General features: G+C 59.9%; 12 protein-coding genes. 8 read left to right on the top strand and 4 right to left on the bottom strand.

Annotation, left to right across the window (positions count from 1 at the left end; genetic code table 11):
* Nucleotides 1-112: 112 nt before the first annotated feature.
* Both BV106_RS15765 and BV106_RS15760 read right to left on the bottom strand, forming a co-directional pair.
* Nucleotides 113-1,411 carry a hypothetical protein gene (locus BV106_RS15765; RefSeq protein ID WP_038166234.1) on the bottom strand — a complete coding sequence of 433 codons (1,299 nt, stop codon included), beginning with the start codon at nucleotides 1,409-1,411 and terminating at the stop codon, nucleotides 113-115.
* 38 nt (nucleotides 1,412-1,449) lie between these two features.
* Nucleotides 1,450-2,748 (bottom strand): hypothetical protein, encoded by a 1,299-nt coding sequence (locus BV106_RS15760; RefSeq protein ID WP_038166232.1) that lies wholly within the window; start codon nucleotides 2,746-2,748, stop codon nucleotides 1,450-1,452.
* Nucleotides 2,749-2,855: 107 nt separating this feature from the next.
* Between BV106_RS15760 and BV106_RS15755 the strand changes: the two genes are divergently transcribed.
* The 6 genes from BV106_RS15755 (at nucleotide 2,856) to BV106_RS15735 (ending at nucleotide 14,999) form a co-directional block, all read left to right on the top strand.
* On the top strand, nucleotides 2,856-3,806 hold the full coding sequence (locus BV106_RS15755; protein ID WP_051945925.1) for an alpha/beta hydrolase: 951 nt from the start codon (nucleotides 2,856-2,858) through the stop codon (nucleotides 3,804-3,806).
* 93 nt (nucleotides 3,807-3,899) lie between these two features.
* The gene (locus BV106_RS15750; RefSeq protein WP_051945924.1) at nucleotides 3,900-5,360 is read left to right on the top strand and encodes a trypsin-like peptidase domain-containing protein; all 1,461 of its coding nucleotides are present in this window, start codon (nucleotides 3,900-3,902) and stop codon (nucleotides 5,358-5,360) included.
* Nucleotides 5,361-5,365: 5 nt separating this feature from the next.
* Nucleotides 5,366-9,067 (top strand): WD40 repeat domain-containing protein, encoded by a 3,702-nt coding sequence (locus BV106_RS15745; protein WP_265595725.1) that lies wholly within the window; start codon nucleotides 5,366-5,368, stop codon nucleotides 9,065-9,067.
* A gap of 79 nt (nucleotides 9,068-9,146) precedes the next feature.
* Nucleotides 9,147-12,857 carry a WD40 repeat domain-containing protein gene (locus BV106_RS15740; protein ID WP_265595724.1) on the top strand — a complete coding sequence of 1,237 codons (3,711 nt, stop codon included), beginning with the start codon at nucleotides 9,147-9,149 and terminating at the stop codon, nucleotides 12,855-12,857.
* A gap of 176 nt (nucleotides 12,858-13,033) precedes the next feature.
* Nucleotides 13,034-13,360 carry a hypothetical protein gene (locus BV106_RS38560; RefSeq protein ID WP_265595723.1) on the top strand — a complete coding sequence of 109 codons (327 nt, stop codon included), beginning with the start codon at nucleotides 13,034-13,036 and terminating at the stop codon, nucleotides 13,358-13,360.
* Between the two features lie 115 nt (nucleotides 13,361-13,475).
* A complete protein-coding gene (locus tag BV106_RS15735; RefSeq protein WP_051945923.1) occupies nucleotides 13,476-14,999 on the top strand; it encodes a sulfatase in 1,524 nt (507 codons plus the stop codon).
* 138 nt (nucleotides 15,000-15,137) lie between these two features.
* Here BV106_RS15735 and BV106_RS35680 read toward each other — a convergent pair whose 3' ends face one another.
* Nucleotides 15,138-17,027, bottom strand: coding sequence for a serine hydrolase (locus BV106_RS35680; RefSeq protein WP_051945922.1), 1,890 nt, complete (start codon nucleotides 17,025-17,027; stop codon nucleotides 15,138-15,140).
* Between the two features lie 166 nt (nucleotides 17,028-17,193).
* Between BV106_RS35680 and BV106_RS15725 the strand changes: the two genes are divergently transcribed.
* Nucleotides 17,194-17,619: a CARDB domain-containing protein gene (locus BV106_RS15725; protein WP_038166228.1), complete on the top strand. Its 426-nt coding sequence runs from the start codon at nucleotides 17,194-17,196 to the stop codon at nucleotides 17,617-17,619.
* Nucleotides 17,620-17,861: 242 nt separating this feature from the next.
* Here the strand turns inward: BV106_RS15725 and BV106_RS15720 are convergent, their stop codons facing one another.
* Nucleotides 17,862-19,103 (bottom strand): methyltransferase domain-containing protein, encoded by a 1,242-nt coding sequence (locus BV106_RS15720; RefSeq protein ID WP_038166227.1) that lies wholly within the window; start codon nucleotides 19,101-19,103, stop codon nucleotides 17,862-17,864.
* A 145-nt stretch (nucleotides 19,104-19,248) separates the two neighbouring features.
* Between BV106_RS15720 and serS the strand changes: the two genes are divergently transcribed.
* Nucleotides 19,249-20,520 carry a serine--tRNA ligase gene (gene serS / locus BV106_RS15715; protein WP_038166226.1) on the top strand — a complete coding sequence of 424 codons (1,272 nt, stop codon included), beginning with the start codon at nucleotides 19,249-19,251 and terminating at the stop codon, nucleotides 20,518-20,520.
* Nucleotides 20,521-20,523: the final 3 nt, after the last annotated feature.

Here is a 20,523-nt window from a genome sequence, read left to right as displayed (position 1 = left end):
GTTGCTCTTGGAGCAGCGGCCAAACAGGTTGCCACATGGCCTCCGAGCGACCTGGACGCATGAAAGGCGTCGAAGGGAGCCAAAGACACGCTCAGGTCTCCTGTCTTTCGCCTTACAGTCTTTTGTCTCCGGCGAAACCGGCCGGTCTCAGCCTGAGCTCCACATTCCGCCACAGCACGGCACTCACCACCACCCACTCCAGCGGTGTCACCACCATGGCATAACGGATCAGCGCCGGCGGCAGCGTGCTCCCGCCCAGGTACACCAGTGCCACCAGCCCCAGCAGGGAGATCTCCGGGGGGACCGACTTGGGACGCACCAACCACACCACGGTTGCAGCCATCAGCAGGAGAAGCAGAGGCGCATTAAACGCCACCATCACACCCCGCGAGATTTCCTCCGTCATGAAGGCCCGGGGAAAACCCAAGGCCATGCGGCAGACGTTACAGAGCCAGTTGTACGCCAGGCGCTGCGGCGGCACGGTCCGGAGGTTTTCCATGGCTCTCTGCGTGAAAGCCGCCTCCCTCTCCAGCACCGGGAGCTTCATGACCCGCTCATAGAAGGCCCGGTGATTGGGGGCCAGATCCGGGTGGTTCAAGGCATCATACTCACAGTACCAGAAACCGTTTTCACCGGGATTCGAGCTCGTTGCCCAGTAGAGGAGTTCCCCGCTATTGGTGGACCAGCACCAGGTCTTACCAGTCTTTTCCTTCGTGTACGCCAGATAGGGCAGGCACATCGCCAAGCCCAGCCCCATGATCACGGCGGTGCGGCCGAAGGGGCGGCGCAGCTTCTTCAAGAAAGGCAGAGGCAGGAGCAACGCCGCCAAGCTCAGTATGAGCATGACCGTCGTCACGTGGCCAAACATCACCCGCGTCATCACCATCGCCATAAGGCAGAATGCTGCCAACAGACAGTGCCAGAACACCCGCCCCTCAGCCCGCTGGGCCCGGCAGAACGCCCAGACAAAGACTGCGACACAGAACATCATGAACGCCTCCGACATGAGAAACGGCCCCAACCGCATCAAGCTGGGCTGCAAGACCGTCCACAGAGCCCCAGTCACCGCCCAGGCGGTGTTGGAGTAGCGTCGGATCGTCGCAAATAGAAAGACACCGCACAGCCCAATCCACACCGCATTCATGGCCCGTGCCCAGTACAGTGAAACCCCGGCCTTCACAAATGGAGCCAGCACCAGGGGATAACCCGGCCCATTCACAAAGTCCGGGTTGTCATCCGTCACCAGATAGCCCGCACAGATCCGCTTGGCACAGTCCAGATAACGCTCCTCATCCATGGTCAAAATGTCCGGATGAAAAGCCACCGCACGGGCAATGTAAACGGCCAGACAGACGGCCATGATGACCGTCGGCCAGATCCAATTGCTCGTCTTAGTGCGGGGGCTCGCCATGCGCCATTCTTGCGCAACAAACCAAAAGCGCAACGCGACTAAGATTTTGCCTCAGCCGCAGGCAATTGCCGCAGGCGATACCACGCCGCTTCCACCGGGAAGAACTGGGAGTAGTACAGCCGGTCATACTTGTAGTGTCCCAGCACGGCACGGATGGCATCGCGATGGGCCGCGACCACCGCCGGGTCTGGGCACAGAGTCACCACCCAGGCGGCATAGCACGGTTCGCGGACAAACGAATGCTCCTGATACCGCTGGGGCGAGAGCTTGCCCAGCTCCTTGACCTGAAAAATCGCCACGTCCACTGCCTCCTGTTCAGAGCGCTGCGGCCTCCACCACTGGTTCAGCACCCGCCAGTCGTGATGAAATTTCTGTGGCGCGTCTACCTTGAACTTCGCATGCATCTCCAGCCCCCCGGCAGCCAAGGCGGCACTGGCGGCCAGTCCACGACCATAAGCCGCCTTTACTTCTGGATCCTGCTCCAGTTCCCACAGCCCGCGTAACACCGTCACCCCACTGGCACCGGTCCAGCTTTGGCGGTGCTTCTCATTGTCAAAATGCATGCCCGCTTCGCAGAGCTGCAGGCGGGTCCGCGCGGGGGTTCCGCCGCTCTCCCGCAGCAGCTTCTGGTACAGCGCATCCCACTTGGGTTTGCCAGTGAGGTGATGCATGACCTTGCAGAGGAAGAGCAGACGAGGTGCCCCTTCCCAAGTAAAGGGCGCGTAGCCACCGCGGAACGGAGATGGCGCCGGCGGATTGCACGGCATCAGCCAACCCGTCGCTTCTAGCGCCGTTGCCACTTCCTCCATCTTCGCCACGATCTGCTGGCGCTCTGCCGTCTCCGGGATGCCGCTATCTACGTACCGCCACAAGCCGTAGAACCAGGGCGAAGTCTGATCATTGGACCCCATGGGATAGGGCGTCTTGCCATCCGTCGCCACCCCTCTGCCGATGAAACCCGGGACCTTGCTGACGGAGGCCAGCAGCATCAGCCCCTGAGAGACCTTGCGAGCCTTCCCCCGGTCCTCCTCCGCTTTGGTCTGCTGCCAGCGGAGGCATGCCGCCTCCATGTAGGAGCCATTGAACATCGCGCCGTTCTCGATCGGCGTCCACCAAGCCAGGGCATTGGGCTTGCCCTCCCGACACTCTTCAGGCGTCGGCCGGTCGTACTTGCCGTCTAGTTCCGTGGAGTCCAGCAGCAGGTGGTACGGATCCATGAAACGACGCCAGATCTCGCCGTGTGCTTTTTCCACGTTCACAGCCACCGGGTCAGTCGCGTCGGCCGCATGAACAGCGGCACCCAGAAACGCCCCCACTCCGAGAAGAGGGATCACCATTGAGGAAAGACGAAAAATCAACATCCCAACCCCTACGACACGAGATGCACGCAACTCGCAACCCATTCGCAAAACAAAGCCCTCCCCCTTCCAGTTCGCCTCCATCAATGAAAACTGAAAACTTGAAACTGAAAACCGCCCCCTCCCACCGTACCCTCACCCGCATGACCTACATCTCCCACCGCATCCTCCCTGTGGCGGCCGCGCTTGCCGTCGGCTTCAGCTCTGCCGTAGCCGCAGATCAGCCCGTTGTCCTCAAGCTCTGGCCCCAAGGAGCCCCTGAGAAACCCGGCTTCAAAATGGATGCCGAGAAGGAAATCCCGCCGAAGAACGAGTCCGATGTGAAACGCGTGACCAACGTCACCGACCCCACCATCACCGTGTACCGCCCGGAGAAGCCCAACGGCACGGCGGTGATCGTCTGCCCTGGCGGCGGCTACAGCATCCTGGCCATCGAACACGAGGGCTCCCAGGTGTGTGAGTACCTCAACACCCTCGGTGTCACCGGCATTCTTCTCAAGTATCGTGTGCCCAAGCGCGACGAGTCCGATCCAGGCAAAGAACCCCTTCAGGACGCCCAACGCGCCTTTGGTCTGGCGCAGAAACACGCTGCGGAGTGGGGCATCAAGCCCGACAAGATCGGCATCCTCGGCTTCTCTGCCGGCGGGCATCTGTGTGTGAACGCCACCCTGCACCCGAACGACCGCACCTACCCGCAGGATCCCGCTCTGGACGTGGCCGATGCCACCCCGGCCTTTTCCATCCCCGTTTATCCGGCCTACCTCACGGAGAAAGGAAACGACTTCCAGCTCAAGCCCGAGTTCAAGGTCGGCCCCACGGCTCCCCCCATCTGCCTCATTCATGCCCATGACGACAAGATCACGCCAGCAGGCAGCGCTCTGCTCTACCTTGAGTACAAGAAGGCCAACCTCAGCGCTGAACTCCACATCTTCAGCAAAGGCGGCCACGGCTATGGGATGAAAAAAGGCCCCAATCCCGTGAACGAATGGCCTCAGCGCGTGGGCGAGTGGCTCAAGGCCAACAGCTGGGCGAATTGAGATGTTTTTGATTCCCTATGGAGGCGAAAATCTTCACCTCCATAGGGAAAAAGGCGTGCAGCTGGCCAGGGTTCCCCCTATTTTTGCCACCGCATGCCATTGCCGAAAAAACTCCCCCTGTTTTTTCTGGGCACGGTCGCTACGGTATCTGCATGGGCAGATGCTACGCCGACCGTCAGCCTGGATTCCCTGATCGGAAAAGATCCGGCCCCTCTTGAAAACTCCGGGGCGGTGACCCTGAGCTACGCCGCCACAGTACGGAAGTGCCTGCCCAGCGTCGTCACCGTACTAGCAGTGAAATATGAAGATCCAGGGGGGCAAATCGAGCCCTCCTCCGGAAGCCTGGACCTTGGTACCGGCAAAAAGGAGCCCCGAATGCTGGAGGCAAAACGGGGCAGCGGATCAGGGGTCATCCTCACAAAGGAAGGCCACATCATCACGAACAATCATGTCGTGGAGGATGCAGACACGCTGCATGTCCGTCTGGCGGAAAGTCAGCAGGACTTGGAAGCCACTCTCATTGGCCGGGATCCCCTAACTGACATCGCGCTGCTGAAAATCGCCGCGTTCGACTTGCACCCCATGTCGGTGTCGGACAGTTCCACCCTCCAGCGTGGCGATGTCGTCCTGGCACTGGGGAGTCCTTTCGGATTGGAACAGACCGTCACGCTCGGCATCGTCAGCGCCACCAGCCGCACGATGAACTTCATCAAAGGCGGCTATGAAGACTTCATTCAGACCGACGCCCCCATCAATCCTGGAAACAGCGGCGGAGCTCTGGTAGACGGCCTGGGGCGACTGGTGGGGATCAACACGGCCGCATATCCGGGTGGCGGCTGGCGACCTGCCAACAGCATCGGATTCGCAGTCCCAGCCAACCTCGCATTGAGGGTTGCCAATGATCTGCAGACGCGTGGTCATGTGGTTCGAGGTTTTGTGGGGCTTCGTTGGGTGGACACGGAACCGCAAGAGACCGCAGCCTTCTCGCTTCGCAACGAGCACCGCTTGGCAAAGGTGATAGAGATCGTGGCATCGTCCCCCGCCGACACGGCAGGCTTTGCGTATGGAGACATCATCACCGGGTTCAACGGAGCAAACCTTCCGACCACGGCGAGGCTGCGCTTCGCAGTGGCGGCCCTGCCCCCCGGGAGCAAAGCCACGTTCGACGTATTGCGTGAGGGAAAGAAACTCTCTCTCGAATGCACACTGGTGGAATCTCCGACTCCGGCGAAGTCAGCACCGTCTGCGCCTGCCTCTGAGACGCGCCTTACCCTCCGTGCCGGGCTCGAAGGGGTCGACATCGACCACATCACCCGCGCCACGCAACAGATCCCCGTGGACATCAAAGGTGTCCTGATCACCAAAGCCGACGAGGACGGCCGCCCCTTTGCCAAGGTCACTCCGGGTGACGTGATCACTACTCTGAACGGAACCAACATCAGCGACTGCCGGACACTCGATGAGGCATTGAAAAAGCTGCCCCCCGAAACTCCGCTCATGCTCAAGCTCTGGAAAAAGTCAGGAGCAGGGTTCGCCATGATCAAAAGGAAATAACTCTCATGCCCCCCATCCTCCTCACTGCTTCGTTTCGCCGGTTCCGCCGGATGCTGTCAGGCTCCTGCGGTGTGTTGTGCGCCACCCTGACAGGCTTCCTCATCGCTCCCGCCCAGGAGGTGGAGATGCCGTTCCCGAAGGTGGATTCCCCGCCTCCTGTCGTCGTCGACCCGCCCCAGGTCTCCGCACCAGGATTGGTCCGGTGGTTGGGCTCCCCAACCAAACGATCCGGTGACATCACCCAACTGGAATGGATGCCGGATGGATCCAAGCTCTTCACCAGCAGATCTGGCGGGCCCGGTCTCGACATCTGGCGGCATTGCGCCGACGACACTGAACTGGAGCGAACCGGCAGGCTCACCGGCGTCACCACCTGGAGCCTTTCCCCGGATGGCAGCCGCTTGTTTACCGTCTCCCCTGACGGAGCTGCCGCGCGCATGAACAAGACTGCTGACCTCTCTGACCTTTGGGCGGTGCGCGCCTCTAACATCCGGTGGAAGGGATTCACGGATCATGCGCAAACGCTGGTCCTCATCACGCGCTACTCGCCCGAAGTTCTTCATCTGTCGAGGCTCGATGCCACCACGGGAATGTTGAAGTCCCAATCACGCATTGCCAGTCCCAAAGAAGGGGCATTCGATGAAGCGGTTGCGTTTGGCCCGGACCAAATGCTGCTGGCACCAGTCTTTGATGCTCAATTCCGGATCACTCGTTTCACCGGGGAAAACTGGAACCCCACTCCGATAACTGAACCTTTTGACGGATGGTCGAGAGGGAGGCTCGTCCTCGCCAAAAGCGGCAACTGGCTCGTGGTCTGGGACGACGCTCGCTACGTAGTAATGCGATGGAATGGAGCCCGCTTCGATCAAGCTTTTGACGGCGGAATCAATCACGATCCCGACAGTCCCGTCACGATCTCATCACTCAATTCCGATGGTTCGAGACGGGGAATCAACCGCGTCACGCTATCGCCGGATGAAAGCACCCTGATTGTCTCCGGCGTCGGCATGCACAAGGTGATCCGGCTGGCGGATCGCAAAGTGCTGCATGAATCTCCCACTCAGTGCCTTTGCGGCGTGTTCTCTCCCTCAGGCAACCGCTTTTGGACTTCCTGCCGCCCGTTCACCCCCGTGAACACTCAAAACTGGGAACGCGTCCCCGACCGCACACCAGGGCATCGCGAGCGTCTTCGTCACCTGGAGTTCAGCCCGGATGGTAGTCGCATCGTCACCGGAGACGCTGAGAGCCTAGCCGTCTGGCGCACCCATTCCGGAACATTGGAATACACGCTGACCAGTTCCGGGGACGGCCCCATGACCGAATTCGCGTGGATGCCCGATGGCAAGACTCTCGTTGGCGGTGACAAGATCCAGCAACTGAAGTGGCAGATCCCGCCAAGCCCGCCGACTAGCCCCGCACGCAATATCGAGGGCACCCCCCTGTTCAAGCACTCGGTGGTAGCACAGGAGGACTTCCGTTATTCCTGGATCCGTCGGGTTCGCATGGACCCCAAGACCGGCCTCTGCCTCTTCTCCGCCAGCCGGAACGCCAACTACACCGATTTCCGGCATCCAGACCGCCCCAACGTGGTTCGAGAGCTCAAACTGCCCCAAGGTGCCCCTTACCCCTTTTATACTTCATTCTTTTCCTCCAACCGAAACGAGCTGCTGTACGCCACCGACGGCGTCATATACGGTTACGACCTGGAAAAAGAGTCCCTGCGCAAATCTGCCCATACGGTGGACGGATTCATCTGTGGATACTCCCGTCAAAAGAACCAACTGGCAGTACGTGATGCCAAGCGCATCTCCCTCGTTGATGGGGACTCCTTCGCCGTGCTCAAGGAGATCTTCCCTCCTGTGAACCGACATTGGAGTGAAGGGGCTGACATCTCTCCGGATGGTCGCTGGATGGTTGCCACACTTACGCCCAGCTACAACTCCCGCGGCTTCACGTTTTGCCTGGTTGATCTCGAAAGCGGCAAGCCAGTGTACGTTTCACCACCGCAGGAATATCCAACCAGCGTGAGCTTTAGTCCCGACAGTCAGGGGGTTGCAATCGGATTCAACAACGGTACCGCCTCGCTCTGGAGTGTCAGGGACATGGTCGCCGCAGGAGCGCCGCAGGACTTCCAGCTCGCCCAAGCGTCGGCATCTGGCCGGGTCTCCTGGGTTGAAAAAGGAACTACGGAAAAATCGTCTGAGGGTGATCAGCCGCCTCCACTGACCTTGAAGACCGGGGAGGAAATGATCATTGATCCGAATGGCACCATCGATTGCGATGCCGCCAAACTTCAATTCGGTCGGTGGATGATCAACGGCACCACTCCCACGGTGCACAAGTTCCGAACCCAAAAGGTCAACTTTCCCGCTGGAAACCAGCTTACTTTAAACTCGGACTTGGATAGCTCCATTCCTGGCGTGAGAATGCGCCGCACGCTCGTCGCCAGGTCTCAAGGACAGTTCCACTGGCGCGATAGCCTGGAAAACATTAGCTCCAAACCCGTCACGGTCACGGCGTCATTCGTGATTCAGCCGGGGGCCGCCGAGAAGGACTTGATTCTCCCCACGTCCCCCTCGAACACGCAGAAGCTGCCCTCTTCCGGCACTCTCACTGATGCCAGTGCCATCGCCTTCGCCGTCCGGCAGGGGGATTCTCAGCGGATCATTTTGGCCGGCCTCTCCACCCCTTCGGCTCCACTCCGCCCGGCCGTGAAGTGGGATGCCGGTCTCCAGGCGGTTGTTTCAACGTGGCACCTGCAGCTGGCTCCATTCGAGCGTCGGACTTTTGGACACATTGTCAACGTGACAAAAACCGCCGCGACACAGCCAGCGAGCCAGTCACTTGGAAATTGGCACCTCACCGATGCCGTAGTGAGTGCGTTCCAGTTCAATCTACCCTTTTTTGCCAACGTAACGCTGGAAGAGAGCTCCCAAGATACCTTCGATAAGGTGCTTCCTCCGAACGGTCCTTATGCGCCGGATGGCACAATGCCTGACACGCTTGGTTTCAAATGGCGCGCCTTGGGGCATGCCTTCGATGGGATGAGTTCCGAGCTGGGGGCAGAGCAGATCCTTGTCCCATGGCTCAACGGCGCGCCTGTGGGCATGTTGACGACAACCAACTTCGAAACGCGAGGAATAATTCCCCCGCGCTTCAATGTTGAAGCGACGGACCGCACGGCCACCACAGGCATCCGCCGCCGTTACGCGTGGTCCAGAGAGCTGGGACAATACATTGTCCACGATACCGTGACGAATCTGACAGACAAACCCTTTAAAAGCCGGATCGATCTGGCGGTGATCGCCAGTGATCAAATCCAATCCATCCTGGCTTCAGATGGTCGTCCGATTGACATCTCGACTCCAGTCGAAGTCTCCAAGATCGGCGGGAAAATGGCCGTCATCTTCAAAGGAGCCAACCAACCGGCCTTGCTGCTGGCCGCAGGTTCACCCTCGGGTACTTCTCAGGGAAAGCTCGTGTTGGAAGGCAATCGCGGCTTGTTCATTCGCTACGATCTGGACTTGGCACCCAGCCAAAGTGTCGCTCTGGTTCACATGGCGATGCCCAGGCCACTAGATGCCTTCGACAGCCCCCTTCAAGCCATCGCCGAGTTGCAACCCGAACCCGCCCTCAAGCAGTTTACTGAATACGGCTATCCTGCGGCGGCGAACTGGTCGCCAGGCACCAATACATCCGCCCAGTAAATTCATGACTGGCACCCCATCGAGTCCCCAGAAAGCAGGAACCCATCGGGCACAGTCACGAATGAAAAAGGAATCCCCCATGTCCCCACCTTACCCCCGACTTTCTCTCCGTCGTATTGCCCTCGCGTTTTCGGGCCCTTCCAGCATTCTCTGCATCGCTTTGGCATCCCTCAGTCCTGCCTCTTCGCAGGAACTGGAAGTCCCCTTCCCCAAGGCGGACACTCCCCCGGCTCTCGTCGTAGATCCCCCACAAACCACTGTTTCAGGACTGATCCGCTGGCTGGGTGATCCCACGAAGAGATCGGACGAGATCGAACAGACCGCTTGGATGCCGGACGGCACAAAACTGTTCGCCAGCAGCGTTGCCGGATCAGATATCGATATCTGGCAACCCTCCGTGGACAACCGCGAACTGCAGCGGACTGGAAGGATCTCAGGCCCCGGCAGTTGGGCGCTTTCGCCTGACGGCGGCCGAATTCTCACTCTGGGATACTCCACAGAAGCGAGAACCTCAGAGGTACGAATGAACAACACGGCAGATCTCAGCGGACTCTGGGCACTACGTGTCCCAACCGTCAGCTGGAAAGGTTTTACCGACCAGTCGGCAACGCTGGCCCTCGTCACCGAACACTCTGCTGGCGCCGTCCTCGTCTCCAAGATTGATGCCACGACCGGCTCCGTTCTCGCCCAAACCCAGGTGGCCACCTCCCCACGAGTGCTCATTAATGAGGCGGTGGCATTCGGCCCCCGGCAGGTATTGCTTTCTCCGGCGTTCGATCCCCAGCACCGGATCACCAGCTTCAGTTCTGAAAAATGGTCCCCCACCCCTGTCAGTGAGCCACAGGAGGACTGGACCGAAGGGAAGCTGACCCTCAGTGCCAGCGGCCGGTGGCTGGTGCTGTGGGACGACGGGCGGTACATCGTCTTTCAGTGGCAAGGGACGCAATACGCAAAGGAATTCGAAGGTGCCGTAAATCACGACCCCAATCAGAGGGTGTCCATCTGGTCTCTCACCGCCAGTGGCGGAAGACGCGGCTTCAACCGCATCACCCTCTCCCCAGATGAGAGCACGTTGGTGATATCAGGAATTGGCATGCACAAGGTGATCCGGCTGGCGGATCGCAAAGTGCTGCATGAATCCACGACCGAATGTCTCTGCGGGACTTTCGCCCCGTCAGGCCCGCGCTTCTGGAACACCTGCTACCCCCTGGTCGCGGTGAATACTGAAACCTGGCAGCATGAGCCGGACCGTTCTCCCGGCCATCGCAACCGCATTCAACACATGGCTTTTAGCCCAGACGGAAAACGGCTTGTTACAGCCGACACCACTGGCGTCGCCGTCTGGCGCACCAGCGACGGCACCCAGGAATACACCCTGGTCAGCCCAGAGCCCAGTTCTCCTACAGAAATGGCCTGGATGCCGGATGGCAGGACGCTGATCGGAGGAGACGTCAACCAACATCTGAAATGGCAGATCCCAGCCAGCAGCCCATCGCCCCCCTCTCCTCCCATCGTCGGCACTTTGTTGTTCAAGAGGGCACTCGAATCAGAGGACCCGGATCTCCGTAGGGGATTCCGCCGCGTCCGCATGGACCCAAAAACCGGCCAGTGCCTCTTCTCCACGGGCTTTCATGCCAGATTCACAGACATCCGGCACCCCGACCGCCCCGAAGTCGTCAGGAGACTTAAGTTGCCCAGAGACATACCGTACCCCGTTTACGCTTCGTTCTTCTCTTCCCTGCGCAACGAATTGCTCTACATGCACGACGGAACGTTTTACGGCTATGATCTGGACAAGGACACTTTCCGCCAGTCGGCCAACAAGGTCGATGGCAAGATCTTTGGCTACTCCGGTCAAAAGAACCAGCTTGCCGTCCACGACACGAAACACATCTCCATCGTGGATGGCGACACCTTCGCCGTGGTGAAAGAGATCTTCCCGCCGAAGACCAGCGGTTGGCAGTCGCCAAAATCGTTTTCGCCAGATGGGCGCTGGTTGCTGTCATCCATCTCCCCCAAGGACGGCACCAAGCTCTGCCTGATCGATTTGGAGAGTGGCAACCCTGTGTACGTTTCGCCACCGCTCCAGAACGACCCGAATGCATCCACCTTCAGCCCGGACAGCAAGGGGCTGGCCGTGGGTTTTACGGACGGCTCCGTCTCATTGTGGAGCGTCGCAGCCATGGCCGCACAAGGGGCTCCGACGGAATTTCAGCTTGCGACCGCCCCTGAACCAATTCGCTCCGTGAATTTTGAAAAGGGCTCTCCTCAGCGAACGGCAGAGGGACAGCCGCCACCTCCGCTGACTCTGAAAACTGGAGAGACCTTTGTGATCGAACCAGACGGCACCCACCGCTGCGACGATGCCAAACTTCATCTAGGTCAGTGGATCATCAATCGATCTCCTCTTCTGGTTCACAAGACCCAAAGCTCCAAAGTGAACTTCGCTTCCGGCAGCATGATTCTGTCCGGTTCGGATCTCGACTGCCCCGTTCCAGGACTTCGCATGCGACGATTCATCACCAGCAGGAACGATGGAAATTTCGACTGGCGGGACATGCTGGAGAACAACAACGCCAATCCTGTGGAGATCACCGCTAGCTTCATTACGAGGCTTGGCGGCTCTCCGGCGAACCTCATTATTTCCAGAACCACCGACAACGGCATGCAAGTCTCCCCGTTTTCGGGTGATTTCTTCGGTGCTGACGCTGTAGCCTGCGCCATCCGGCAGGGTGAAACCCAACGGGTGGTCATGGCTAACTTCGCCACTCCCTCCGCCACCCATCGTCCCGTCGTCAGCTGGGACACCGACCTTCGGGCAGTGATCTCGACATGGCATCTCCGACTGGCCCCCTTCGAGCGTCTGACCTTCGGCCACGTCGTCAATATCAGCAAAAAGGCCTCAACCGTGCCCGCGGATCAATCGCTCTCCTCTTGGAGACCTTCCATCGCGGCCCTGAATGCATTCCGGTTGCATACTCCCTTTCTCGCGAATGTGACGGTCGAAAAGGACGCTCAACAAGCCTTCCAACGCTTGCTCCCGCCAAATGGGGCCTACGCGCCCGATGGAATGATGCCCGACGCTCTGGGCTTCAAATGGCGCACCCTGGGGCACCCGTTCGACGGCATGAAGTCGGAGTTGGGGGCCGAGCAATTCCTGGTGCCCTGGCTGAACGGTGCCCCGGTTGGTATCATGGGAAAGACCAACATTGAAACTCCCGGCCAGTCTCCTCTGCGCTACAACTCCGACGCTGCGGATCGCGCAGGCACTACTGCCATCCGCCGTCGCCATCAGTGGTCCAAGGAGCAAGGTCTCTACGTTGTCCACGACACGCTCACCAATCAAACGAACCAGCCCCTCCAAACCCGGCTGGATCTGGCGGTGATTGCCAGCGATCAAATCGCCTCGCTCCTGCGAGCAGACGGACAACCGATCACCATCACGACTCCGGTGGATGCCTCAAAGACTGGTGGGAAAGTGGCCATAGTCTTCAAGGGAGCCAACCATCCAGCTTTGCTGCTCGCTACGGGTTCCTCTTTGGGCACCGCTCAAGGAAAACTCGTCCTGGAAGGCAATCGCGGTCTGTTCATTCGCTATGATCTCAACCTACAGCCCAACCAGAGCGTTGCGCTGGTCCATCTGGCCATGCCCAGACCGCTGGATGTGTTTGACAGTCCCGCGCAAGCACTCGCCGAGTTGCAACCCGAAACCGCCCTCAAACAATTCACTGACTATGGCTACCCCACCGCAGCGAATTGGATGCCCGCGGCAGCCGCAGCCGCCCAATAGTACCGTGACAGCCCCCCAGCGCGTGGGCAAACGGCCCAAGGCCAACGGCTGGGCGAATTGAATAGTGGAATTCAGCCCCGAATTTTCAGGGCCTGAACCGAGGGTCATCCCCAGCGTTGACCCGTGACACAGGGTGATCTGGCATGGTAAAATGCCTGATCACACTTTTTTGTGTCATGAAAACGGCACTGAACTTTCTGATTCCCGTACTGGCGGCGATAGTGACTACCCTTTCGGCGGCTGAACCTCCGCGCCCCGTACCGCCTCCCCCAACAACGACTGGAGAGGGGCGGGGCAGCGAATTCCAGGTCATCACCCCGCCCTTGCCCGCCGGGACCTACCATGCCGTCACGACAGGTGGGGTGTGCCTCTCGGGCATCATTGCCTCCCCAGGAGACCCCTCGTTCAGCAAGATGCCCACGACGCAGGCAACTCCACGGAGTCCGCGAGCCATGCCGAAGATTCGCACCATCGATCCGAATCTGCGGTACCAACGGCGGTGAACAAAATCGCTTGAAGGACAGATTCTTGTCCCAAGCAATTCGGGAGAGTCATAGGGAGGGAGGCATTTCCTCTCCTCAGACTGAAATACTCTCGAACCACCGTCGTTAACCCGCCATGCCTGCGCGCCCCCTCATTTTGTCCTGCCTGAAACTGGCTTCAGCCTTTGCCCTGCTGCTTCTGGCATCGCCTTCATTCGCTGCCGAGAAGAACATCGTCTTCTTCATCGCGGATGACATGAGCCCGGAGCTGGGCTGCTATGGCAACAAGGCCATCAAGACCCCCAACATCGATGCCCTGGCAGCAGACGGCACCATCTTCACCAACGCGTATGCCACCACAGCCAGTTGCAGCGCCAGCCGCTCCGTGGTCATGACCGGTCTACACAACCATGCCAACGGCCAGTATGGCCACCAGCACGACACCGGGCACTTCTCCTGCTACCCCAACGTCGTCTCCCTGGCTCTCCCCCAGGTCATGAAAGCAGCGGGCTACCGCACGGGCATCTTCGGCAAGCACCACGTCGCCCCCACGGAGATCTTCACGTACGATGTGATGGTCGCGGAGAAGGGCCGTAATACCCGCGAACTGATGGAGAACGCCCGTGAGTTCATCACGGCCAAAGACGACAAACCCTTCATCGCCTACATCGCCAGTGCTGATCCTCATCGCGGGGGACCGCAGCTGGACATTGACGGTAGCCCCAATGCCTTTGGCAACAAGCCCAATCGCGGCAGCATTCCAGGGATCACCGAGGTGTTCTATGATCCCAAGGACGTCGTTGTTCCGCACTTTCTTCCTGACACTGTCGAGTCCCGGGCAGAACTCGCCCAGTACTACCAAAGCGTTTCACGGGTGGACTTCGGCATTGGTCATCTGGTCAAGCTGCTCAAAGAGGCAGGCCTCTATGACAAGACGATGATCATCGTCACGTCAGACCACGGCATGGCTTTTCCCGGCGGCAAGACCACTGTCTATGAACCTGGACTCAAGGTCCCCCTCATTGTCCGCAATCCCTACGTGCAACAGCGCGGGGTAAGTAATGCCGCGCTGGTTAGCCACACCGATCTCACCCCCACCATGCTCGACTTCGCCGGCGGCCTGGACCGGGAGAAAAATGCGCCCATCAAACCCGTGGATGCCGACGCCTTCTGGAAAGAACGCGGCATCTCCAAGTACGAGAACCGCGGCAAGCGCTACCCCGCCTACCACGGCAAATCCTGGCTCAATATCCTAGGCCAGGAGAATGACGCCACCCGCACAGAGATCTTTGCCTCCCACACCTTTCACGAGGTGCAGATGTACTACCCGATGCGTGTCGTGCGGGACCAGAAGTTCAAGCTCATCTGGAACATCGCCCACCCCCTACCCTTCCCCTTTTCCACCGATCTCTGGGCCGCCTCCACCTGGCAGGCCCAGCTCAAGAAAGGCGAAAACGCCCCCTATGGCCAGAAGACGGTGGGACAATACATCCATCGCCCCGCCTTTGAGCTGTACGACATGCAGTACGATGCGGACGAAACCAAGAACCTCGCCCTCGACCCCGCCTTCGCCAAGACCCTGGAGGAATACAAAGCCCGCCTGAAGAAGTTTCAGGAAACCATGGGCGACCCCTGGGCACAGAAGTGGGAATACGAGTGAAAGACACCTGACTGCCAGACCCCAGATATCAGACTTGAGATCAGGGGCGAAGTGGGCATCCACAACCGCAAGCTGAGGCCTGTACTCAAGAGAACATCCCGTCCAACACCTTGCCCACTGACGCACTGGTTTACTGAATTACTGGACCTTCCGTCCGGGCACCATCCCTCCGCCTTGTTGGATGATCAGCCCCGTAGCCGGTCCTTCCTTCGCGCCATCAGGCCGGAGGAACATGACTTGGGCTCGCACGGCTTTGCACATGAACCGCCCGTCGTCGCCCTTAACCGGGTAATAGGAAAACTCCTGCTGCCCTTTCACCCGTCCCCTCAAGTCGCCGCTCTTGTTGTCCACCCGGAAGTGAATCTGGCCAAACGGCAACTCGTAGCTGCCAGCCACCGCGTCCAACGCCTCACGCGAGAGCTTGCTCGTCTCGGGCTCGTCAAACCGATCGCCTTCCAGGAGGGAGCCGTGCTGAAGCAGTTTCACATGATTCACCATGCCCTTTTCATCGCGCCGGAAGGTGAATGTGGCATCGACGCTGTCATTGCGAAACTCATCCACTCCGTGGTAGCGCACGGCTCCCCACGATTGGGCGGCGAGCCTGCTTTCAAGGCGGCCATCTCGCACGCGGAACCGCATCACTCCCAGTCCACCGAAATCAAACGGTGCCGCGTAGTCGGTGAGATGCACCCCCTCCGGCACCGGTAGTTCGCGGAAACAGGGTTGCGAGCCCATCTCCCGCCAGAGATGCTGCCGGGCCACCACCCCGGCAAGGGCGGATGCAGTTTGGCCACCGATGGATTCCAGGGTGTTGGAGAACACCACCACCGTGAAATTCTGTGCCGGATACCTGATCAAGATCGAAGAAAAGCCGGGCAGCCCGCCCGTGTGCAAGATTTTGGGCAGCCCCCGCTCCTCATCCGCCACCCAGCCATAGCCGTACTTTGCCGCCAGGCCGGTCATCTCCGCGCTGGCCTCATCTTGGGGTGCCGCGGGACGATGCGCCATGCTTAGAGACTCGGGAGACAGCACCTTCCCGTTGAAGACCGCCTCGTTCCATCGGTAGAGATCGCCCACAGTGGAGTAGAACTCCCCTGCCGCCCCGGCTTGAGACATGTGCCAATTCAAAGCCCGCCGCCAGCCTCCCTTTCCGTCCTCCCGTCTGGCATACCCGAGGGCCTCCCCTTGCAGGGCCAGTTCGGGCCGATGCACACCGGTGGAGAACATGTGCGCAGAGCGAAACACCCGCCGCTCCAGCAGGTCATCGTACTTTTCCCCCGATGCTCGCTTTACGATTTCAGACAGCAAGACATAACCCGAATTGCAGTAGGCATAGCGTGTGCCCGGCTCCGACTCCAGACTCATGTCACGGAAGGTCGCGATGACTTGATCCTGAGTCCGAGGGCCGGTGACCTGTTCAGAAAATGTGGGAAACGAGGTGAAGTTGCGGATGCCTGAGCGATGCGACAACAGGTGGGCCACCGTGATCTTGTCTCCGTCCAGGTAGCCTGGAAAATACTTGGTCAACGGATCCGAGAGCTTGAGCAGTCCGTCTTGCTGGCAAAGCAGCACCGCCGTGGCCGTGAACTGCTTGGTCACCGACCCGATGCGAAACACGGTGTCTGGGGTGATGGGCACACCTTTTTCTAGATCCGCCAGCCCGTAGCCCTTGGCATAAAGCACCTTCCCATCTCGGGCCGCCAACAGAGCAAATCCGGGACCTTTCTTCTTCACCGCAAGCGAGAGAACCCGATCCACAATTTCCTGGGGATCGGGGAAAGGGCGCTGCACATCCGCCCCTGCCTTCGCCAGCAAGTCCAGAGCCTCCTTCCTGCCATGGTAGGACGCGATCTGCCAGGCGGTCACGCCCAAGCCATCCTCCAGCTCATCGACCTTTTGCCCTCCTGCGAGCAAGCGCTCCAACTGAGTGAGATCCCCGATCCGTGCGGCTTCGTGAATCTCCTTTGCCGCAAGGGGAAGAGCAGTCGTGGCAATGCAGAAGAAGGCGGTTGCATGGACGAACTTCATGGCGGCATCCTAAGCGAAAGTGTTTGGCATTGTCACGCCCGGATCAACTGGGAACGATTTGCGCCCTCCCGAACCTCTCCGGGCAACCAGTCCGGCTCATTGTCTGACACTGTCGCCACCGAAAAACAGTGTCCACCGGTCGATTTCGATGTCACTATCAGTTCCCATGCTTCGCTGGCGCATCCCGCTCACCCTCCTCGTTTGCGCGATCAGTATCTTCGCGTTTCTGAGGCGGCCTGATACCACGCCAGTAGACTTTGCGGTGGGACTTCGCCTCTCCAGCACCTCGGTAAGCACAGGCCAGGTGGTGGTGCCAGAGCTGGAGTTGCGAAATGCAGGCACAAACACCGCCAGACATCTCGAGACTTCCATCCGCCTCTACATCAACGGTGAACGCTGGCTGGATGAACCCCTGCATCTGCCAGAGCCGGGCAAAACCGAAACCCTGACACGAAGCTCCGGCTGGACTGCACCCGCTCCCGGTAGCTACGAGTTTAGATTGGTTGTCGATGAAGCAAGACGGCTCAACGACACAAATCGTGGAAACAACTCTGTCACACAAACGGTGACGGTCACTGCACCAGGCTCATAGTCGATCTGGAACTTCCACCGACGCGAGAAAGGTGCCGCTTGCCAATCGGCGGCACAGCAGACTGCCAGTCCGCGCTACTTCTGAGATCTTCGTGCCTTTGTGTGAGGATAAGATCAGCGACCTCCACGAGCGCCCCACCGGCAAGATGCCGGTCCCACTCACAGCCGGGACGGCTGTGCCACCTCAACCAGGCGCAGCCGTCTCAACCAGCGCAGCGTCTCAACAGGCCGCTTGCGGCCGCCTCAACCCGGCGAAGCCGTAGCCGTCCTCACCAACCGCGCGGCATAGAATCCATCATATCCCTCGCGATCCGGCCGGAGGCTCAGCTCCTCCTCCAGCTTCCATTCCTCCCCATGACTGGCCAGGAAGGTTTGCACCTGCCGGTCATTCTCGCTGGGAAAGAGGCTGCACGTTGCGTATACCAGCTTGCCGCCGGGCTTCACCATGCGGCAGTGGCTTTCCAAGATCTCCTGCTGAAGTTTTTGGAGGCGGTCCAGCTCTTCTTCACTCAGCTTCCACTTCGCATCAGGGTTGCGACGAATCACCCCCAGACCACTGCATGGCACGTCCAGCAGCACACGGTCAGCCTTGTCTGCGAGACGCTTGATAGCCTTGGTATCCTCAATGAGGCGCGGCTCCACATTGCTCACACCATTGCGACGAGCCCGGCGGCGCATCTCATCCAGCTTCCACTTGTGCACATCCATCGCCACGAGGGAGCCTTTGTTTTGCATGAGCGCCGCGAGGTGCAGCGTCTTGCCGCCAGCACCGGCGCAGGCATCCACTACCCGTTGCCCGGGAGCCACTTCCAGAAACGGAGCGATCTTCTGCGAAGCCGCATCCTGCACTTCAAACAGGCCGTCCTGGAACGCCTTGGTGGTAAAAACGTTCTTGCGCACGCTCAATCGCAGCGCATCCGGCAACCCCTTGACGCGATGCGATTCCACGCCCTCGCCCTCCAGCCGGGCCTGGAGCTCGACAGGGGTGATGCGCAGGGTGTTGGCCCGCAGGAAAACATCCGCCGGCTCATTGAGCGCCTTCATCAGCTCTGGCCACTCCCTGCCAAACTCCTTGGTCCCACGCTCCTGTAGCCAGTCGGGAATGGAAAGCCGGATGGCGGGCAGAACGTCCGCGTCATACCTGGACTTGACGGTGGCATTCCAAGAGCCCCGACACTCCGCAAAGGGCGGTGCCTCGCCATGCTGCACCATCCAGTAGGCCGCCCACACGCGCCACACCTTGCCATCGTTGAGCAGTTCCACCTTGTTGTACTCCGAATCCGGCAACCCGGCGAGGTACCAGTACCAGCGCCACCAGCGCACGAGCTCGTAGGAGGTCTCCGCGAAGAATCGCCGATCCCGAGCGCCCCACTTCGGGTGCGCCTTCATCATCCGCTCGATGGCTTTGTCGGCATGCACCCCGCGTGCGAAAATCTCCGCAATGGTGGCAATGATCTGTTCGATGAGGTGACGATGGAGTTTCACAGGGCAGGAACCGCAGACCTGACTAGGCCGCGAACCGCCCACCAAAGCGCAAAATCTCCCTTTGCGCCAGTTTCTTCTTGTCCCGGCATCCTCCTCCCTCCCTGCGGCTCGACATTTTCCCATTCCACGCTAGTCTGCCCGCCCTATGTTAGACATCCGCCTCTTCCGTGAGAAACCCGACTACGTCAAAGAACGCCTCAGCACCCGTGGTGCCGGCCTTTCCTCGATGGTGGACGAGGTGACCTCCCTGGACGAGCAGCGTCGCGAAGCTGAGACGGAGCGCCAGAAGCTCCAGGGCGACCGCAACCGCATCAGCAAGGAGATCGGCATCGCCAAGAAGAAGGGCGAAGATACCAGCGCCATTGAGGCCCAGGTCCGAGGCATCGGCGACCGGATCGAGCAGATCGGTCGCGACGCCGACGCTCTGGATATCAAACAGCGTGAGATCATGCTGGGAATCCCAAACCTCCCGCATGACGCCTGCCCCATCGGCGACAGCGCCGAGCAAAATCCCGAGGTGAAAGTCTGGGGCGAGAAGCCCTCCTACGATTTCCAGCCCAAGGACCACGTCACCCTCGGTGCCCAGCACGGGCTCCTCGACTTCGAAGCAGGTGCCAAAATCACCGGCAGCGCCTTCGTCGTGTATCGCGGCCAAGGTGCCCGCCTGGAGCGCGCCCTCATCAACTTCCTGCTCGATCTCCACACGACCCAACACGGCTACACTGAAGTGAACACGCCATTCGTGGTGAAGGCGGACGCCCTCGTGGGTACCACCCAGCTCCCGAAATTCGCCGATCAGGTGTACCACTGCCAGGAAGATGATCTCTACCTTGTGCCGACCGCCGAGGTGCCGGTGACGAACCTGCATCGTGAGGAGATCGTGAAAACCGAAGCTCTCCCCATCCAGTATGCGGCCTACACGCCCTGCTTCCGCCGGGAGGCTGGCAGCGCCGGCCTGGGTACCCGCGGCCTCATCCGCATGCACCAGTTCGACAAGGTGGAACTCGTGAAGATCACGACCCCGGAGACCTCCATGGAGGAACTGGAGAAGCTGACCGCCAATGCCGAAGTCGTCCTTCAGACCCTGGGCCTGCACTATCGCATCATCGAGCTCTGCACGGGAGACGTGGGCTTTGGTTCGACCAAGACCTACGACATCGAGGTCTGGGCCCCCGGTCAGGGCTCCTTTCTGGAAGTATCCAGCTGCAGCAATTTTGGCGAATTCCAAGCGCGCCGCATGAATCTGCGCTACAAGGATGAGCATGGCAAAAACCGATTCTGCCACACGCTCAACGGGTCCGGCACCGCGCTCGCGCGCCTCTTCGTCGCCCTCGTCGAAACGTACCAGCAAGCGGACGGCAGCATCGCCATCCCAGCCCCGCTCCAGCGCTACTTCGGCTCGGAAAAAATCGGCTGATCC

The organism is Verrucomicrobium sp. BvORR106 (genome assembly GCF_000739655.1).
Lineage (GTDB): Bacteria > Verrucomicrobiota > Verrucomicrobiia > Verrucomicrobiales > Verrucomicrobiaceae > Verrucomicrobium.
Note: the sequence above shows the minus strand (reverse complement) of the source record. Positions and strands in the feature narration are given on the sequence as shown.